The sequence below is a fragment of the Shewanella sediminis HAW-EB3 genome (assembly GCF_000018025.1).
Taxonomy (GTDB): Bacteria; Pseudomonadota; Gammaproteobacteria; order Enterobacterales; family Shewanellaceae; genus Shewanella; species Shewanella sediminis.
Window position 1 is genome coordinate 5,445,424 of record NC_009831.1, and the last position, 17,430, is coordinate 5,462,853.

General features: G+C 46.4%; 14 protein-coding genes. 6 read left to right on the plus strand and 8 right to left on the minus strand.

Translation table 11 applies throughout. From position 1 onward, the window contains the following. Positions 1-438: 438 nt before the first annotated feature. A complete protein-coding gene (locus SSED_RS23275) occupies positions 439-2,235 on the minus strand; it encodes an AMP-dependent synthetase/ligase (RefSeq protein ID WP_012144788.1) in 1,797 nt (598 codons plus the stop codon). Positions 2,236-2,719: 484 nt separating this feature from the next. On the opposite strand from SSED_RS23275, the gene SSED_RS23280 reads away from it, so the two are divergent. The 3 genes from SSED_RS23280 (at position 2,720) to SSED_RS23290 (ending at position 6,273) form a co-directional block, all read left to right on the plus strand. Continuing rightward, complete coding sequence (locus tag SSED_RS23280; protein ID WP_012144789.1) at positions 2,720-4,321, plus strand: alpha/beta hydrolase; 1,602 nt, start codon at positions 2,720-2,722, stop codon at positions 4,319-4,321. Next, positions 4,314-5,048, plus strand: coding sequence for an ABC transporter ATP-binding protein (locus tag SSED_RS23285; RefSeq protein ID WP_012144790.1), 735 nt, complete (start codon positions 4,314-4,316; stop codon positions 5,046-5,048). The genes SSED_RS23280 and SSED_RS23285 overlap by 8 nt, the downstream gene beginning before the upstream one ends. A gap of 79 nt (positions 5,049-5,127) precedes the next feature. Further along, positions 5,128-6,273 (plus strand): ABC transporter permease, encoded by a 1,146-nt coding sequence (locus SSED_RS23290; protein WP_041422415.1) that lies wholly within the window; start codon positions 5,128-5,130, stop codon positions 6,271-6,273. Between the two features lie 259 nt (positions 6,274-6,532). On the opposite strand, the gene SSED_RS23295 is transcribed toward SSED_RS23290, so the two are convergent. The 7 genes from SSED_RS23295 to SSED_RS23325 form a co-directional block, all read right to left on the minus strand. Continuing rightward, entirely contained in the window at positions 6,533-8,191 is a 1,659-nt protein-coding gene (locus SSED_RS23295) for a methyl-accepting chemotaxis protein (protein WP_012144792.1), read from the minus strand. A gap of 304 nt (positions 8,192-8,495) precedes the next feature. Next, positions 8,496-9,029 (minus strand): molybdopterin adenylyltransferase, encoded by a 534-nt coding sequence (gene mog, locus SSED_RS23300; RefSeq protein WP_012144793.1) that lies wholly within the window; start codon positions 9,027-9,029, stop codon positions 8,496-8,498. 170 nt (positions 9,030-9,199) lie between these two features. After that, positions 9,200-9,652, minus strand: coding sequence for an NlpC/P60 family protein (locus SSED_RS23305; protein WP_012144794.1), 453 nt, complete (start codon positions 9,650-9,652; stop codon positions 9,200-9,202). 5 nt (positions 9,653-9,657) lie between these two features. Then, a complete protein-coding gene (locus tag SSED_RS23310) occupies positions 9,658-10,842 on the minus strand; it encodes a BaiN/RdsA family NAD(P)/FAD-dependent oxidoreductase (RefSeq protein WP_012144795.1) in 1,185 nt (394 codons plus the stop codon). A 130-nt stretch (positions 10,843-10,972) separates the two neighbouring features. After that, positions 10,973-11,989 (minus strand): NAD(P)H-dependent glycerol-3-phosphate dehydrogenase, encoded by a 1,017-nt coding sequence (gpsA, locus tag SSED_RS23315; protein WP_012144796.1) that lies wholly within the window; start codon positions 11,987-11,989, stop codon positions 10,973-10,975. A 120-nt stretch (positions 11,990-12,109) separates the two neighbouring features. Continuing rightward, a complete protein-coding gene (gene secB / locus SSED_RS23320; protein ID WP_012144797.1) occupies positions 12,110-12,598 on the minus strand; it encodes a protein-export chaperone SecB in 489 nt (162 codons plus the stop codon). Between the two features lie 228 nt (positions 12,599-12,826). Further along, complete coding sequence (locus SSED_RS23325; protein ID WP_012144798.1) at positions 12,827-13,261, minus strand: rhodanese-like domain-containing protein; 435 nt, start codon at positions 13,259-13,261, stop codon at positions 12,827-12,829. A gap of 240 nt (positions 13,262-13,501) precedes the next feature. Between SSED_RS23325 and gpmM the strand changes: the two genes are divergently transcribed. Genes gpmM through SSED_RS23340 form a run of 3 tightly spaced genes read left to right on the plus strand, consistent with a single transcriptional unit; the run spans position 13,502 to position 17,429 of the window. Next, entirely contained in the window at positions 13,502-15,046 is a 1,545-nt protein-coding gene (gpmM, locus tag SSED_RS23330) for a 2,3-bisphosphoglycerate-independent phosphoglycerate mutase (RefSeq protein WP_012144799.1), read from the plus strand. Positions 15,047-15,056: 10 nt separating this feature from the next. After that, positions 15,057-16,190: a murein hydrolase activator EnvC family protein gene (locus tag SSED_RS23335; RefSeq protein ID WP_012144800.1), complete on the plus strand. Its 1,134-nt coding sequence runs from the start codon at positions 15,057-15,059 to the stop codon at positions 16,188-16,190. Positions 16,191-16,223: 33 nt separating this feature from the next. Then, positions 16,224-17,429: a S41 family peptidase gene (locus tag SSED_RS23340; RefSeq protein WP_012144801.1), complete on the plus strand. Its 1,206-nt coding sequence runs from the start codon at positions 16,224-16,226 to the stop codon at positions 17,427-17,429. The last annotated feature ends 1 nt before the right edge of the window (position 17,430 follow it).

Consider the following 17,430-nt stretch of genomic DNA (forward strand, 5'->3'; position numbering starts at 1 on the left):
TATCCTCTTATTATTCTTGATCTTCTCGCTTCATTACGCCTTGATAACGTCACACAGTGACATATATAGAGATGCGAAGCAGATCTATTGGCTGACGTTAACCGAGAACCCGACGGGATGCAATTATTCGGCGATATATCAGGTTTGAGGTTCTTTACTGTAGGAGCGGCTTTAGCCGCGAATGTTTAAGACATAAATACCACAGCTAACCATCCCTGGATTCTTATGAATAGACAGGGGCAAAAATGTTCTGACTGCCACGGACGGCGGAAATGCCAATAAATGAATGGAACATTTATGGCCAGACATAAACCCCCTCCCAGTACATCCCTAAGCTCTTATGAATAGATGGGGGATAATTACATCCATGTATAAAAAAGGGATGCTAAGCATCCCTTCATCTCTATCGTACAGAGCTAATACCAATCGGTATAACTGCTATCTCGCGTACATCGCATTGATCTCACGGGCATACTTATTGTAAATAACCTTACGACGCAGCTTCATCGTCGGAGTGATCAGACCCGCTTCCATTGAGAAGGCCTCGGGTAACAGGGTAAACTTTTTAATCTTCTCAAATCCTGCCAGATCTGACTGCAGCTCCTTAAGACGATTCTCGAAATGCTCTACCACACGGCTGTTACGCAACAACTCCATCGGCGACTCATAGTGAATGCCTTTCTCTTTCGCCCACTCTTCGAGCGCTTCGAAGGCTGGCACAATCAGGGCCGTCACATAGTTTTTCGCATCGGCTACGATGGCAACCTGTTCGATGAAAGGACAACATCCCACCTTACCTTCGACACGTTGAGGAGCGATATACTTACCATTTGAGGTTTTCATCAACTCTTTAATTCGGTCGGTGATGAACAAGTTCCCCTCTTCATCGATACGACCCGCATCGCCGGTTTTCAGCCAGCCATCCTCGAATGCTTCGGCAGTATCTTCCGGGCGATTATAATAACCGCGCATCACAGTTCCGCCGCGAACCATGATCTCATTATCTTTGCCTAACTTAATTTCCATATCAGGCAATGGCTTACCATTAGATCCAGGCACTCGGTTAGACAAGGTATTACAGGTGATAGTGGCATTGGTTTCGGTCATGCCGTAACCACATAAAACAGGTACATCAATACTCTGGAAAAAAGCACTGACGTTAGGGTCTAAAGCAGCGCCACCACATGGCATAAACTTAAGACGTCCACCCAGTACTTGCTTGAGCTTACTAAAAACCAGCTTATCGGCCAGCTTCCACTGCAAGCTCAGACCCAAAGACGCCTTATGTCGCCCCTGACCGACTTCAGACTGACGATGTCCGACAGACATCGCCCAGGTAAACATCTTCTGCCTTAACTCTGGTGCTTTTATCACTTTATCTTGGACGGCGCTGTACACTTTTTCTAAGAATCTGGGCACGACACAGAGTGTATGAGGACGAACCGCAACGATAGCCTCTTTTACTGCCATCGGATTTTGCAGATAGACGTTATGGCCTCCACGGCTCAAAACGTAGAAACTCCAATCACGCTCAAACACGTGACTTAGAGGTAAGAAAGCGAGAGAAACATCACCGGGAGTGAAGGCCAGCACCTTATCATGCTTCTCGATCATAGAGGCGATATTACGGTAATCCATCATTACACCTTTAGGATCACCTGTCGTACCTGAGGTATAGATTAACGAGAGAAGATCATCTAACTCGGCCTCTTCTATACGCTTATCCAATTCGGCGATCACTTCGGCAGAATGCGTCTCAGTGAGAAGATCGTCAAAGTAGATATGGCTCTCATATTCCTTAAGGACAACACTTTTATCGAATACCACGATATGAGTTAAGCTTTCGCAATGCTGAACCAGCATACAGGCCATCTCATAATGCGCTTTATCGCCGACAAATATCAGCTTCGCCTTGGCATCATTCACGATATAACTAGCTTGCTCGAAGGTACTCGTCGGGTAGATAGGCACAACAACTGTACGCGCTTTGAGACTACCGATATCTGCACAAGCCCACTGGGGACAATTTTGCGACAAAATAACGGTACGATCCTGGACTTCGATACCAAATTGAATCAATGCCTGGGCAACCTTGGCGTTGATATTATCAAATGAGCTCCAACTCACCAGATCCCAAGGGGCCGCCATTTCGTACCCTTCGAGCGCGATAGCTTCACCAAGTTTCTGGCTTTGCTGTTTGATTAAACGTGTTAAATGATACTGCTCGAGTGACATAATTCAGGGCCTTTTAAGCGTACAGGTGTTCCTCTTTCGGGCATTTTACTCGAATGATTCGCAAAAAATAAGAGCAATTGCTCAAACTTTGTTAAATTGCGCACAGTTTTGTAGAAAACGTGCGGCTAGATTAGATCTAGAACTTTTCACTTTCCTCTGTGTTAACACTGGGTTACCAGGAATAAAATGCGAACATCTGGACTACAACTAACTTAAGCTGAATTTCACTTTTTTCGGTACCCCCACCACGTTTATCTACATAATTAAGGCCGCTTTCACTAAAGAAGCACTTTACCTACACTCATAAAGTTATTTATATCTACGCTAGTCTCCGCATCGGGTCCTGTAGCAGCCAGTCTGCACGAATAACTGATCGGGGTTGACATTTACGGCCTCTAACATTAGCCTTCGACAATGTATTAACGTATTGATACACAATATATTTATCATTTTCATGATGAATTTAATAAAGGATTTAGGTCTCATGTTTCATGGAAAGCCGCACGAGTCGGAAATCAGCATGGCCGACACCATCACAACCACTTCCCCCCTAAAGCTCCTCATGAGCATGATAATGATTGGCTTTTTGCTTATGAGCCAGAGTACCTTCGCCAAACAAGACTCAAAAATAGGTGAGAGTGAAGCCAGCCACTGCTATGTCGACGACCTATCCGAACGTCTCGAGTGCGGCTTTATTACCGTCCCGGAAGATCGCACTAAGCCAGATGGAAAACAGATCGACATTCATTATGTTGTGCTTCCAGCCATCAAGAACGGTGCAAACTCAGAAGCCTTTCTTGCCATCGCAGGTGGACCGGGTCAATCTGCCATAGATAATGCGGCGGGTTTCAGTCGTATGTTTAGCAAGGTACGACAGAAGAGAGATATATTACTCATCGATCAGCGCGGTACGGGTCGCTCGAATGTGCTTAACTGTGAGGGAGAAGGTTTTGAGGGGGCCCTGTCCATCAATGAAGCCGACTTCGATGTAGCCAAAGAAACTCAGGCCTGCCTCGATACACTCGATGCCGATGTGACCCAGTATGGTAGCCTTAGTGCTTTAGAAGACTTCGAAGCCGTCCGCCAGCACCTTGGTTACCAGAAACTACACCTATATGGGATCTCTTACGGTACCCGCATGGCGCAACTCTACATGCGTCACTATCCACAGGTATTATCCACCGTCACCATAGATGGCGTGGTTCCCATGCAGCAAAGCGTGCTAGCTATCGGCAATGCCATCAACAGGGGCTTCGAGCTACTCATTCAGGATTGTGATGAGAATAAACTCTGTGGCGCACAATTTCCCCATCTCAAAGAGGACCTGCATAAGGTAGATGCAGAGCTGGCTTTACAACCGGCAATCAGTCAAGTGAATGATCCGTTAACCGGAGAGTCCACTCAACTCACAATGACGCGCTCTAAGTTTATGGGCGCAATTCGAATGGCACTCTATATGCCAAACGTGCGTGCGCTGCTCCCCCATGCCATCAGCGAGGCGGCCAAGGAGAACTTCCAACCCATTATGGGGCTCTATGCCCTCACTATCGATAGCACAGGCATAGCCATGGGCATGCACGCCTCCGTCGTGTGTGGCGAAGATTGGCAGAGACTCACGCAAGAGGAGAGAGATGCAGCTAATCAAACCTATTTCGGTCAAGAGATGATCACTAACTTCGAGAAGTCTTGTGCCATCTGGAATATGCCTGCAGTTGACAGCAGTTTCTCTGCACCGATTAGCAGTAATATACCTACCCTAGCCCTCTCGGGGCAGATAGATCCGGCGACGCCACCAAGCTGGGGAGAGTTAGCCATGGAAAAACTCACCAACGCGAAACATTTTATCGCGCCATACGCAACTCATGGCGTGGCTAACCAATCTTGCGGTAACGATCTTATCGCCCTACTGGTCGATACCGGAAGTGTAAAAGAGATAGATGGTGAATGCCTGAACAAGGATGTGAGTCGTAACTTTTATCTCAATGCCAGTACGGTCGAAGCCATACCGGCTAAACCCGATACGCCAACAGAAACGAAACAAGCGGATGCTCCCCACGGAGTAGAGCAAGGAGATAGTCATGATTAAGGTTGCTAACCTGTCTAAGCGCATCGGTGAGGTGCAAGCCCTGGATGACTTAAGCTTTATTGCTAAAGATGGCCAGATAACCGGCCTGCTTGGGCCCAATGGCGCAGGGAAAACCACCTGCTTAAGAACCGTTTTTGGATTACTGCAGGCCGATATGGGTAGTGCAGAGATCGATGGTATCGATGTCGCTAAATCTCCTATCGAAGCCAAACAGCAACTCGGTCTGTTCCCTGACCCGTTTGGACTCTATGAACGTCTTAGCCCGAGAGAATATGTCAGTTATTTCGCCGAACTCAATGGGTTATCACGCGTCGATGCCAAAGCCGCCACGGCTAAGGTACTCAGTCAGCTCCATATGGATGACATTGCCGACCGACGCTGTAAAGGGTTCTCTCAAGGTCAGAGAATGAAAACCGCACTCGCACAGGCCATAGTCCACCAGCCAACCAACATCATTCTCGATGAGCCGACCCGAGGTTTAGATGTCATGAGTACCCGGGTGCTCAGAGATCTGCTAAAAGAGTTAAAAGCACATGGACACTGCGTGCTTTTCTCCAGCCATGTGATGCAGGAGGTCGCCGCCCTGTGCGATCAGGTGATTGTTATGGCACAAGGTAAAGTGGTCGCCATAGGCAGTCCGGATGAGCTTTGTGAGCAAACCGGAAAAGACTCCCTCGAGGATGCCTTCATTCAATTGATAGGCACAGATGAGGGCATCGCTGCATGATAGCTCTTTCAGAAAGCACATCACAATACGCGCTATTTTCATATCAACCAATCTGTGCAAGTAAAGGAATAGCAGCATGATGAGTAACATAATGACTATGCTCAGAAAAGAGCTGATCGATGCGGCAAGAGACAAACGCTCCGTTATGGCAGGCCTATATTATGCTATCGGTACTCCACTGTTGATGTGTGGCATGTTTATGCTGCTCATCGGACAGATGTCGAGCCCGGAAGATCTCAACATCAAGATTGAAAATGGTGAGCGAGCACCGGATCTGGTGAAATATCTCTCCAGCCAGGGGATCACCCATGGCGACGCTCAGGACAAGAGTCTGGATATTAAAGATATCCGCTTAATCTTCAGCGATGATTATGCCGAGCAGATGGCGAAAGGGTTAAGCGCCGAGGTGACTCTGGTCGCCGATAATTCAAATGAGAAGCTGCAAAACTCGATAAGACGTCTGGAGAAAAACCTTCAGACCTACAGCGCCGAAATGGGTAGCTTAAGGCTAATTGCCAGAGGAATCGATCCGCGTGTGGTTCAACCCATTAAGGTCAATGTCGAAGATCAGGCGACGCCGGACTCTAAGGGGGGTGTGATCTTGGGCGTGGCGACTATGACCATGATCTATGCCGTATTTATCTCGGGCATGAACCTGGCCATCGATACCAGTGCCGGCGAACGTGAGCGTAACTCGTTGGCACTGCTGCTAAGCCATCCCGTTTCCACACGGAATATTGTCTTAACGAAAGTCTTGGCGGTCACCGTCTTCGCTATGCTGGGACTCCTGTTAACCCTGATAATCTCTAAGCTCTCCTACTCTTTCGTCCCTTGGCAGGAGCTGGGCTTCACGGTTTCAATCAGCACGAACTTCATACTGTTAATGCTCTTGATCGGACTCCCGATAGCCATCATGGCCGCCAGCCTACAGCTGTTTGTCTCATTTATGGCGAAGACATTTAAGGAAGCACAGTCTTACCTGACCTTGGTACTCATAGTACCTATGATGCTCTCGATGGCTGCCAGCTACAACATAGCCCCGGATACCTTGCAGTGGTTACCCGTATCCGGGCAGCAGCAAGCGTTAATCGCCTTTATCAAGGGCCGTGAAATTCCTATGTTGCAGTTACTGCTCTCATCACTAACGACGCTGGTGATCGCACTCGGACTGACATTTGGCATGGAGAGGTCACTCAAGAGCGAGAAGATTGTCTTCGGATTATAAAAGTTTAAACAGTGGCGAGCTCTGATGTCATTTGAAAACGTGCACATCACGAGCTCAAAATACTGCGCCCCAGCCCGAGACAAGAGCTTGTCATGCTGAGCTTGTTTCAGCATAGAGGCTCTGGCTCTATTCTCGTAGCTTAACAGCAAGCCTGAGTATTAAACTTCTGCCTCATCGACATAAATGGCTGCAGCGAGAGATATCACTCACTTGAATCAGATCCCATCGCAGAGAAAAGGGAGTGATACTCTACAAGTCGTTAAATCTTAAACTGCTGCACAAGGAGTTCTAACTGCTTGGCCATTTCGGCCAACCTCTCACTCTCGCTGGAAGTCGAATTAGCACCTTGTGCAGCCTCCTCTGCGGCATGGTTAATATTAACGATATTGGCATTGATCTCTTCAGATACCGCACTTTGCTCCTCGGCGGCCGTGGCAATCTGAGTATTCATATCGGTGATCTTGCCTATCGACTGAGTGATCATCTGCAGCGCTTCACCAGCAGATTTAGCATTGCTGACACTATCATCGACATACTTACGACTATCAGCCATGACACTCACGGCCACCTTAGCCCCACCCTGTAACTTCTCTATCATCTTTTGAATCTCTTCGGTCGATGCTTGTGTCCTGCTTGCTAAAGTACGGACTTCGTCAGCCACAACGGCAAAGCCTCTCCCCTGTTCACCCGCTCTCGCCGCTTCAATGGCCGCATTAAGTGCCAGCAGATTAGTCTGCTCGGCAATCCCTTTGATCACATCGAGTATGGAACCAATCTGATTACTGTCCTTTTCTAAGTCCAGTATCACCTCCGCCGCACTCTCAATTTCTGCAGCAAGACCAACAATCATATCCACGGTATTGGTTACAACCTGCAACCCCTCTTTGGACTGGTTATCGGTTTCAACCGCGGCATCGGCGGCATCGTTAGCATTTTTTGCGACCTCCACAACCGTAGCAGTCATCTCATTCATCGCCGTTGCCACCATATCCAGCTCATGCTGCTGTGTCTGCACAGACGACGCAGTCTCTGATGTCACCTGCGCCATGCCCTGGGCGGAATCGGCAAGCTGTTGTGAAGTGTCTGAAACGCTGTTGATGCTGGCTTGAAACTTATCGAGCATAAGGTTAAAAGAGCGCGAAAGCTCTCCGAGTTCATCTTTTGAACTACATTCGATACGTTGGGTAAGATCTGAATTTTTTTCTATATTATTTACAGATTGATTTAGTGTCTTAACCGAGCTCAATATCATGCGAGCGACGAGGAATAAAATCACACCACCCAGGAAGAATGAAACAAGGGTAATGGCGATTAGCTCTTGCTTCATATCGGCCATGGAGCTCAGCGCTACATGCTGGGTATCACTCCTTGCACTCTCTTCTGCCTGAACCAGCGCTTTAAAGCTTGCCCTAGCCTTATTGGCATATGGCGATGCGCCTTTACGATAGGAGGTCCAGGCTGCTTGCAGCACATCAGGAGTACGCTCAACCGAGCTGAGCTTTGACATGCGCTGACGTCCATCTTCAAGAAATGCTTTCGTCGCTTGCTTTGAATTTGAGGCGAGTTTTTTCAGGTTAGCTTTTACATCTGGTTCACTGATTAAACTTAATGAGGATTCGAGTCCTTCGAAATGGCGATAAATATCTGCAATACGGGTTTCCAATAAGCCGAAGTTTTTATCGAAATCATCGCCAAGCATGATACTTCTCGATAAACGCGAACAGTAGTTCATATCACGGCTGATCGACAATATATATTTCTGACTGGTCACCCCGGCTTTGTCGTACTCATTAAATTTGTCTTCAACAAATCCGGTATTAATAATGACATTAGTAAGTATCACCAATCCCGCTAAACCAAAAACAACCATGACAGTAGTGAGCTTCTGCTTAATACTCCATGAAGATAAAAAATGCATCAAATTCCACCATTAAACCAATTATGACTAATCAACAGTCTAGTTAACTTACTGGCGAAGGAGAGTAAAACAGTTAAATAAATGTTACTAATACTCGCAAGGGGAAAACGGCTAAAAGTTTGTGAAAAGTTATAAAAAAGGCCAATAAATGTAACTACAGGTATAAGTGGGAAATGTTTAAGGGATAAAAGCAGGTTTATAAACAGGCAGTAGATATAAGAATGGAGCAAATGGCCTAAAAAAAGAAAAAGCCCAAACAGTATTTGAGCTTTATTATGACGCCTTTAAAATCCAAATTCAGAGCTTACTTAGCCTTTGGACGGAAAGGTTTGATCACCGCTTCGTCACACTCCAGGAAAGGTCCGTCCATAAGGTCGATGCAATATGGAATTGCAGGAAACACGGCGTCCAGACATTCACGAATCGACTTAGGTTTTCCCGGAAGGTTCACGATCAACGAATCACCACGAAGACCGGCAGTCTGACGAGACAGAATAGCTGTCGGTACAAACTTCAAAGACTCGGTGCGCATCAACTCACCAAAACCTGGCATCATGCGGTCACAGACCTCTTCCGTCGCTTCCGGAGTCACGTCGCGCTTCGCAGGGCCGGTACCGCCAGTCGTTACGATAAGACTACAGTTTTGCTCATCGGCCATCTTAATCAGGGTCGCGGCGATAACATCTTGCTCATCAGGAATGACTTCATAAACCGGCTCCCACTCAGAGGTGAGGTATTCATTTAATACGTCGATAATCGCTTTACCGGAAAGATCTTCATAGATTCCGGCGCTGGCTCTATCACTTACAGTCACAATACCGATTTTTGCTTTAGTCATCTTCAGTCCTATCGAATAAGCAGATCCCTCTACTGATGCTCATTCACAATACGGCATCGAAGCGGAGGATATTAGTTGAGTCTAAACTAGCATAATTAATGCCTATTATAACTTTAAGCGTATTGAAAGTGGGAGCTAATCCGGTATTTAATAGATAAAAACCAGCTGAGTTATAAACGTCTGGATAACCAATATTTTCGTTTCCAGTAGCTATTTTCCAGTGTCGAGATCATCACCCCTTGACTCGTCGATGCATGCAGGAATTTAGAATCACTCAAATAGATGCCCACATGACGTGTAGTCCAACCGGTTTTAAAGAACACCAGATCGCCCGCATTGAGCCTGTCCTTGGACACTTTTGCACCCGAATGTAATTGCTCAGAAGTGGTTCTGGGTATCGCTTGTCCCAACAACTCTTTATAGGCCAGATAGACGAAACCGGAGCAATCGACGCCTCGTTTGTTCATTCCCCCCAGTCGATATGGTGTACCGCGCCACTCTTGATGAAATGCCATTAGCTGACGTTCTAACTGATTCGACGCTTTAGTATCTGGTTCGGGAGGAAGACTCCCACAGGCACTCAACAACAATATAGACAAGAGGATGAGTAAAGGTTTTAGCAAAGTAATTAAACCGCTTGTCCGGCTGCAACGCCCGATGACCAGGCCCACTGGAAGTTGAAACCGCCCAGCCAACCGCTAACGTCCATGACCTCACCGATAAAGTAGAGGCCGGATACGGATTTAGCTTCCATGGTTTTCGACGACAGCTCGTCGGTATCCACGCCGCCAAGTGTTACTTCGGCGGTCCGGTAACCTTCCGTACCGTTCATGAGAACTTCCCAAGACTCAAGCTCGACAGCAAGCTGGTCGACTTCACTGTGGATCAACTGATTCATCGCCTTGTTGAGCAGCGTTTCATCAAACAGGGCTTCAACCAGACGCTTAGGTAACCAATGGCTTAATGTGTTACGCAGACTCTGTTTAGGATGGTTGGCTAACACCAGCTCTATTGCGGCTCTGGCATCGACACCCGGCAGCAAGTTGATACTAATCGTTTCCCCCGCCTTCCAGAAGTTGGAGATCTGCAAAATAGCCGGGCCGGATAAGCCTCTGTGGGTGAACAGCAGCGCCTCACTAAACTGAGTGCCATCTTTAGCTGTGATAGTACTGGGAACGGCGATACCGGACAGGGGTTCGAACTTCTGTTTTTGTTCACTATGCCAGGTAAAAGGCACCAAGCCTGCATGAGTAGGTAGCAGCTTTAAGCCAAACTGCTGAGCAATATGATAGCCATATGGACTTGCCCCGAGCTTCGGCATTGAGAGTCCACCGGTAGCCATGACGAGAGAGTCACATGTGTAGTGCTCTTTGTCTGTGATCAGCTCGAACTGCCCCTGTTCATTTTGACCAATCTCATTAATTACGGTGCGTAATTTGATCTGAACTCCCGCCCACTCGCATTCAGTCAGGAGCATGGTCACTATCTCTTTAGCCGAGTCATTACAGAACAGCTGACCATGATCCCGTTCGTGGTATTCGATACCATGGCGCTCGACGAGCTCTATAAAGTCACTGCTTCGATATCTGGCCAGGGCAGATTTGACGAAGTGAGCGTTACTACAGATAAAATTATTCGGTTCAACTTTTTGGTTGGTGAAGTTACAACGCCCCCCACCACTGATCAGTATCTTACGTCCAGCCTGTTTAGCATTGTCGAGAACTAATACATCACGGCCACGATAGCCCGCCGTTGCTGCGCACATAAGACCCGCAGCCCCCGCACCGATAATGATGACATCATGATGTTTCACTCACTCACTCCTAAACGACAATCGGCCAAAAAACAGCCATAAAAAAGGGCGCTATTTTAGCACCCTTATCTGTACATGGAATCTTTTTATCGCTGCAACGATTCCATCTTAGCCATGAATGGCGATGACCTTAGCTGTCTGGAGTTTCAGACTTCTGATCACGCCCTAACAAGGCTTTAGCCGCTTCATGAGGAGTCCCCCCCTGATAAAGCACTTTGTAGACCTGTTCGGTAATTGGCATCTCAACACCAAGGCGTTTAGCTAATGTGTAAACTTCTTTGGTATTACGATAACCTTCAACTACCTGACCAATCTCTTGTTGTGCGGTTTCAACATCGAGGCCTTTCCCCAACGCTAATCCGAAACGACGGTTACGAGATTGGTTATCGGTACAGGTCAGAACGAGATCGCCGAGTCCGGCCATCCCCATAAAGGTTGCACCTTGAGCACCAATAGCTTCGCCTAGACGTGTCAGTTCGACCAATCCACGGGTGATCAGAGCCGTTCTTGCATTAGCCCCGAATCCGATTCCGTCTGACATTCCCGCACTGATAGCAATCACATTCTTAACCGCACCACCTAATTGTAATCCGGTAAAGTCATCATTTTCATAAACACGTAGACGTTTAGGACTGTGAAGCAACTCGACCAAGTCTTTGATAAAGTTCACGTCGGTGCCGGCAATTGAAATTGCGGTAGGCAAACCAGCGGCAAGCTCTTTGGCAAAAGTGGGTCCGGATAATACGGCGAGTGGATAGTGCTCACCTAGAATATCCCGGGCGACTTCCTGGAGAAGACGTCCGGTTTCGGGTTCAAGCCCCTTGGTTGCCCAGATAATTCGAGCATCATCACGCAGTAGCGGCTTAGCTTGCGATAGAACCGAACCAAATACATGGCTGGGAACGACGACCAACACATTATTAGATGCCGCGAGCGCAGTCGCTAAATCAGCTTCCGGAATGAGAAGGTCGGGGAGTGCAATACCGGGCAAAAACTCATTGTTACACTTGTCTTTCTTTAGGTTCGCAATGTGCTCGGGCTCATGCCCCCAAAGAAGTGTTCTATGTCCGTTACTGGCTAGAGAAATAGCAAGGGCGGTGCCATAAGACCCCGCCCCCAGTACCGTAATGTCGGCAGTGTTTTTCATATAACTACTCATCACATATTGCCATTTCATTCGAGCTTAGCATTCGAATGAAATGGCCGCTATCTGAGCAGCAGAAAGAACTACTGAACAGATACCTTTGAATTGCTACTTAATGACTTATTAAGCGCTTGCTTCTTCAGTTTGAGCAGCTTCTTCTGCACCTTCTTGACGCTGGTTAACATATTGAGCGAACAATGCATCAAAGTTTACTGGAGCTAGGTTTAGTTGTGGGAAAGTACCACGTCCAACTAAGCTGCCTACAGTTTCACGAGCATATGGGAAAAGGATGTTAGGGCAGTATGCACCTAGAGAGTGAGCAAGTTGCTGCTCTGTAAGACCATTGATAGCGAAGATACCAGCTTGCTGAACTTCACATAGGAAAGCAGTTTCTTCACCGTTTTTAGCTGTTACTGTCAGAGACAATACAACTTCAAATACGTTGTCAGCAAGCTTAGCGCTACGAGTATCAAGATCTAGCTTAACTTCTGGATTCCACTCTTTCTGGAACACTGCAGGGCTGTTTGGCGTTTCGAAAGAGATATCTTTCGTGTAAACACGTTGAATGTTGAACTGTGGTTCTTGTTGTTCGTTGTTTGCTACTTCAGCCATAATTTCCTACCTATCCAAGTTATTGGGCTTCAAAATTGAAACCAATCTTTAGGGCTTTTGTTACTTGAGGCTTATGCGCTCAGCCACCATCCCAGGTTTTAGTTATTTCAATATAAAAAGGCATGTAAAACGGTTTTATAACCTGACTCTTAAATGCCCTGAGTAATTTGTTAAGAGAAGACACTCTAATCAAAAACATCTTCAAAAAGCAATATTCGGCGGTACTCGTTACTTCTTACTCTTAGATACCGGCAAATTATTTGACTGCCAGTCACCCATTCCACCTTTAAGGTTATGAACAGATTCGAAGCCTGCCTTAACCATCAATTGTGCTGCTTGAGATGAAACCATTCCCGCGTTGCATACCATTATAATGGGACTGGCTTTAGACTTTTCAAGGGCCGAAAGTTGATTATTTTTAATTTCTGATAACGGAATATTTAAAGCATCAATAATATGACCTTTTTTGAACTCCGCTTTCTCCCTTACATCGATCACTTTCGCATCTTGCTTGTTTATCAGCAAAGTGGCTTGTTGATGATCAACTGTAGACACTTTAGAGAAACTAGATTTGAAAACACTGACGATTAGGCCAACAAATAGACCAATCCAAGCTAAGCTCAACATAGGGTTAGCTTTCAAAAATTCAATATATTCTTGCATGGTAAAATGCCTACTTCTGGGGGCTGAAACTAAAATTAGGGCACAGAGTATACCATCGCAGTAGTAGATTGCAGCAAGTTGTTAGTCCACAAAACACCCTAGAATGCGGACAAGTATCAAGATCTCATAAAAAACGCTTAACGCAATCGAGGTAAATTTCTTTTTCAACTACGGGTTACGTAGTAATATTTAGCCAATTAAATTTTTAAACTTTATTCTTTTAAACTTAAAGGTACCACCATGACTACACGCAAACGCCCCTTGGCATTGCTGATCCTCGATGGCTGGGGTTACCGTGAAAACACGCAAAAAAATGCGGTATACCACGCTAACACTCCAGTATTGGATCGACTCAACGCCCAATATCCAAACAGCTTGATTTCCGGCTCTGGCTTAGATGTCGGTTTACCCGATGGTCAGATGGGCAACTCAGAAGTTGGTCATATCAATATCGGCTCAGGTCGCATTGTCTATCAAGAACTTACCCGTATTGGTAAAGCGATTGAAGATGGTGAATTTGATAAAAATCAGGCCTTAGTCGAGTCCATAGATAAGGCCATCGCTAACCAAGGTGCTGTACACATTATGGGGCTACTTTCCCCGGGTGGTGTACATAGTCACGAAAGCCACATTGAAGCCATGTGTCGACTCGCTGTAGCACGTGGAGCCAAGCAGGTTTACCTGCATGCATTTCTCGATGGACGTGACACTCCTCCCCGTAGTGCGAAGGGCAGCTTAGCTCATTTTGATGATCTGTTTACTACATTAGGCACTGGTCGCGTCGCCTCGGTCATAGGCCGTTACTATGCAATGGATCGTGATAACCGCTGGGATCGTGTGTCTCAAGCCTACGAGCTTATTACCGAAGGTAAGTCATTACATCAGTACTCTAACGCCGTAGAAGCACTCGAGGCAGCCTATGCTCGTGACGAAAATGATGAGTTCGTCGGCAGCTCTGCCATCCTTGACGCTCAAGGAGATAGTGCTCAGCTAGCAGATGGCGATGCGCTGATCTTTATGAACTTCCGCGCAGACAGAGCCCGTCAAATCACTCGCAGTTTTGTTGATGCTGACTTCGACGGCTTCGAGCGTAACGTTACGCCAAAAGCTCATTTTGTCATGCTGACTGAGTACGCCGCCGACATTAAAGCCGCCATCGCCTACCCATCGACAAATTTGGTTAATACCTTAGGTGAAGCGCTTCAAGACAGCGATAAGACTCAGCTTCGTATTTCTGAAACTGAAAAGTACGCTCATGTGACCTTCTTCTTTAACGGCGGGAAGGAAGAGCCATTTAAAGGTGAAGATCGAATATTAATACAATCACCAAAAGTGGCTACCTACGACCTTCAGCCAGAGATGAGCTCTGCAGAGTTAACCGACAAGTTGGTTGAGGCGATCGAGTCAACAAAATATGATGTCATTATCTGTAACTACCCTAATGGCGATATGGTTGGCCATACCGGTAGCTTCGATGCGGCAGTTAAAGCCTGTGAAGCCGTGGATACTTGTATCGGCCGTGTAGTCGATGCACTAGCAAAAGTTGATGGTGAATGCTTAATCACAGCCGATCATGGTAATGCCGAGCAGATGACCGATGAACAGACGGGTCAGGCACACACGGCTCATACCAGTGAATTAGTCCCGTTAATCTATGTCGGACGTAACGGCAGCATAGAAAATGATGGACGATTAAGCGATCTTGCCCCAACCATGTTAACCTTGATGGGAGAAGAAGTGCCGTCAGAGATGACTGGACGCTCAATAATTAAACTCGATGAGTAACTCTTAACTAGTGAATATTCGCTTTTTTATTAAAGCCAGCATTATTGCTGGCTTTATCATACTTTCATCTTATGTTCAGGCATCTGATCTGCAGCAACGTCAATCCGATCTGAAATCACTTCAATCTCAGATAAGTAAACAAGAGTCTGCACTCCAAGACACCAACAAACAGCGTGAACAGCTCATCTCTCTGCTAAAAAAAGATGAAAAAGCGATTGCTACAGCAGCTCGAAAAGTTAATGAAACCAAAGTCGCGTTAGCCGAAACAGATAAAAGTCTGCATACACTAAAGCAACGCCAAGATAAATTGGATGCATTGAAACAAACTCAACAAGATACACTTTCTAACCAGCTGGCGAGTGCATACTTAGCAGGTAATCACGATTACAGTAAGATGCTGCTAAATCAGCAGAGTCCAGCAACCATTGAACGCCTCCTTGCCTACTATCAATACCTGAATAATGCTCGTATGAAGTCCATCAATGAACTTCAGGGCACTATGTCGGAGCTCGATGAGATACAAGACAAACAGGTAAAGCAGAAAAATAAACTCAATAAGTTAGTCCTCAATCAACAACAGCACTCTAAACAGCTCAGCCTTGAACAGAGTCAACGCCAGAGCACGCTTACCCAGCTCCAAAGAACGGTCAATAGCCGTGGTGCCAAGCTTGAACAGCTGCAAATTGAGGAGGCGAGCCTCAAGCGCATCGTGGAACAAGCCTTATTAGCCACAAACAACAGTCCCAGCATGGAAGGGCTAAAGAGTAAAAATAAACTCAAATGGCCGACTAAGGGACGCATAAGATCCGGGTTTGGCAGCAAGCGTTCCGGCCAGGTCAAATGGAAAGGGGTAACCCTTGCAGCCCCTGAAGGACAACAAGTATCCTCCATCGCTGCCGGTAAAATCATTTATGCCGATTGGTTAAGAGGTTTTGGTATGGTGTTAGTTGTCGATCACGGCAAGGGGTATATGAGCTTATATGGTCATGCCCAAACACTTTTAAAGAATGCCGGAGACACTGTAAACAAAGGGGAAACGATTGCACTCGTCGGACGTTCGGGTGGACAGACTGAGGCTGGCCTATACTTTGAGGTAAGGCATAAAGGGCAAGCGGTCGATCCAGCGAGATATTGTAAACGCTAGGAGTGACATAAGCCCTCAAATACAGGGGCCGCCATGTCACAGTTTATTCGTTATATCACATGCACTCTTTTAGGCTTAGCGCTCGGCCTATCAGTGACCTTATCCGGTCAGGAAAATGCAGATCAGTATCACCCTCGCCTCAACTATCCGTTGTTACTCGATGTTATCGATACCATAGAAACTTATTACGTGAAAGAACTGACTCAGGATGAGTTAATCTCTGCTGCAATTGAGGGGATTTTTGACAAATTAGATCCCTATTCTGGTTTTCTGGATAAACAGGCATTTTCTAATATCAGGGATGCTAACAAGGGAGAATACTTCGGATTTGGCATTGAAATCGCGGCCGAAGACGACAAGATCACGATAATAACCCCCTTTCCAAGTTCACCTGCTGAGCTTGCAGGGATCAGAGCTGGCGATCAGATAGTTAAGCTTAACAATAAAAAGGTTAACCCGGAGCAGCTGGACACATTACTTAAAGAGATAAAACACCACAGCCAGAACAACCAATCGATAAATCTCGCGTTGACTCATTCCAATATGAATTCAGTATTTGAAGTCACACTCGTTCCAAGCATTATTTCCGTACAGTCAGTTACAGCAAAGCTCTACGAAGACAAGATTGGCTATATAAGGCTCGCAAGCTTTCAAGATAACTCTACCGAGGAGATGATCGGGCAGCTGACTCAGTGGCAACCTATTGGGCTTAAAGGCATAATATTGGACCTAAGGAACAACCCCGGCGGCCTGCTAGACCAAGCCATCAAAATTGCCGATATCTTCATCGCCAAAGGACGAATAGTCTCAACTGAAGGGCGATTCTTTGATGCGAACTCCGATTACTTTGCCTCACCCCAAACTATGCTTTCATCGGTTCCCATGATAGTTCTGATCAACAAGGGCTCGGCTTCCGCTTCCGAGGTTCTCGCCGCAGCCTTACAAGAAAACGACAGAGCAACACTTATAGGCGAAACCAGCTTTGGCAAAGGCACGGTCCAAAGTTTGATCCCAACCCTGGTAGAGGGAAATGCCATCAAGCTAACAATAGCAAAATATACGACACCAAAGGGCCACGATATCAACACCAAAGGAATCGAACCGGATATAAAACTTGAAGCAGAAACTGTAACAATCGGTGAAAGTGTGCCTATAATCGACAAAAATATGGTTCATGATGAAATCAGGGATGATCTGATTCTTGATTCTGCAATCACATGGATTAAAACCAATACATAAA

Bases quoted from the DNA above. Each gene is read 5' to 3' on its own strand.
- SSED_RS23280 (WP_012144789.1), top strand. From the start codon at position 2,720: ATGTTTCATGGAAAGCCGCACGAGTCGGAAATCAGCATGGCCGACACC.
- SSED_RS23290 (WP_041422415.1), top strand. From the start codon at position 5,128: ATGAGTAACATAATGACTATGCTCAGAAAAGAGCTGATCGATGCGGCA.
- SSED_RS23295 (WP_012144792.1), bottom strand. From the start codon at position 8,191: ATGCATTTTTTATCTTCATGGAGTATTAAGCAGAAGCTCACTACTGTC.
- SSED_RS23325 (WP_012144798.1), bottom strand. From the start codon at position 13,261: ATGCAAGAATATATTGAATTTTTGAAAGCTAACCCTATGTTGAGCTTA.
- SSED_RS23275 (WP_012144788.1), bottom strand. From the start codon at position 2,235: ATGTCACTCGAGCAGTATCATTTAACACGTTTAATCAAACAGCAAAGC.
- mog (WP_012144793.1), bottom strand. From the start codon at position 9,029: ATGACTAAAGCAAAAATCGGTATTGTGACTGTAAGTGATAGAGCCAGC.
- SSED_RS23340 (WP_012144801.1), top strand. From the start codon at position 16,224: ATGTCACAGTTTATTCGTTATATCACATGCACTCTTTTAGGCTTAGCG.
- secB (WP_012144797.1), bottom strand. From the start codon at position 12,598: ATGGCTGAAGTAGCAAACAACGAACAACAAGAACCACAGTTCAACATT.
- gpmM (WP_012144799.1), top strand. From the start codon at position 13,502: ATGACTACACGCAAACGCCCCTTGGCATTGCTGATCCTCGATGGCTGG.
- SSED_RS23285 (WP_012144790.1), top strand. From the start codon at position 4,314: ATGATTAAGGTTGCTAACCTGTCTAAGCGCATCGGTGAGGTGCAAGCC.
- gpsA (WP_012144796.1), bottom strand. From the start codon at position 11,989: ATGAAAAACACTGCCGACATTACGGTACTGGGGGCGGGGTCTTATGGC.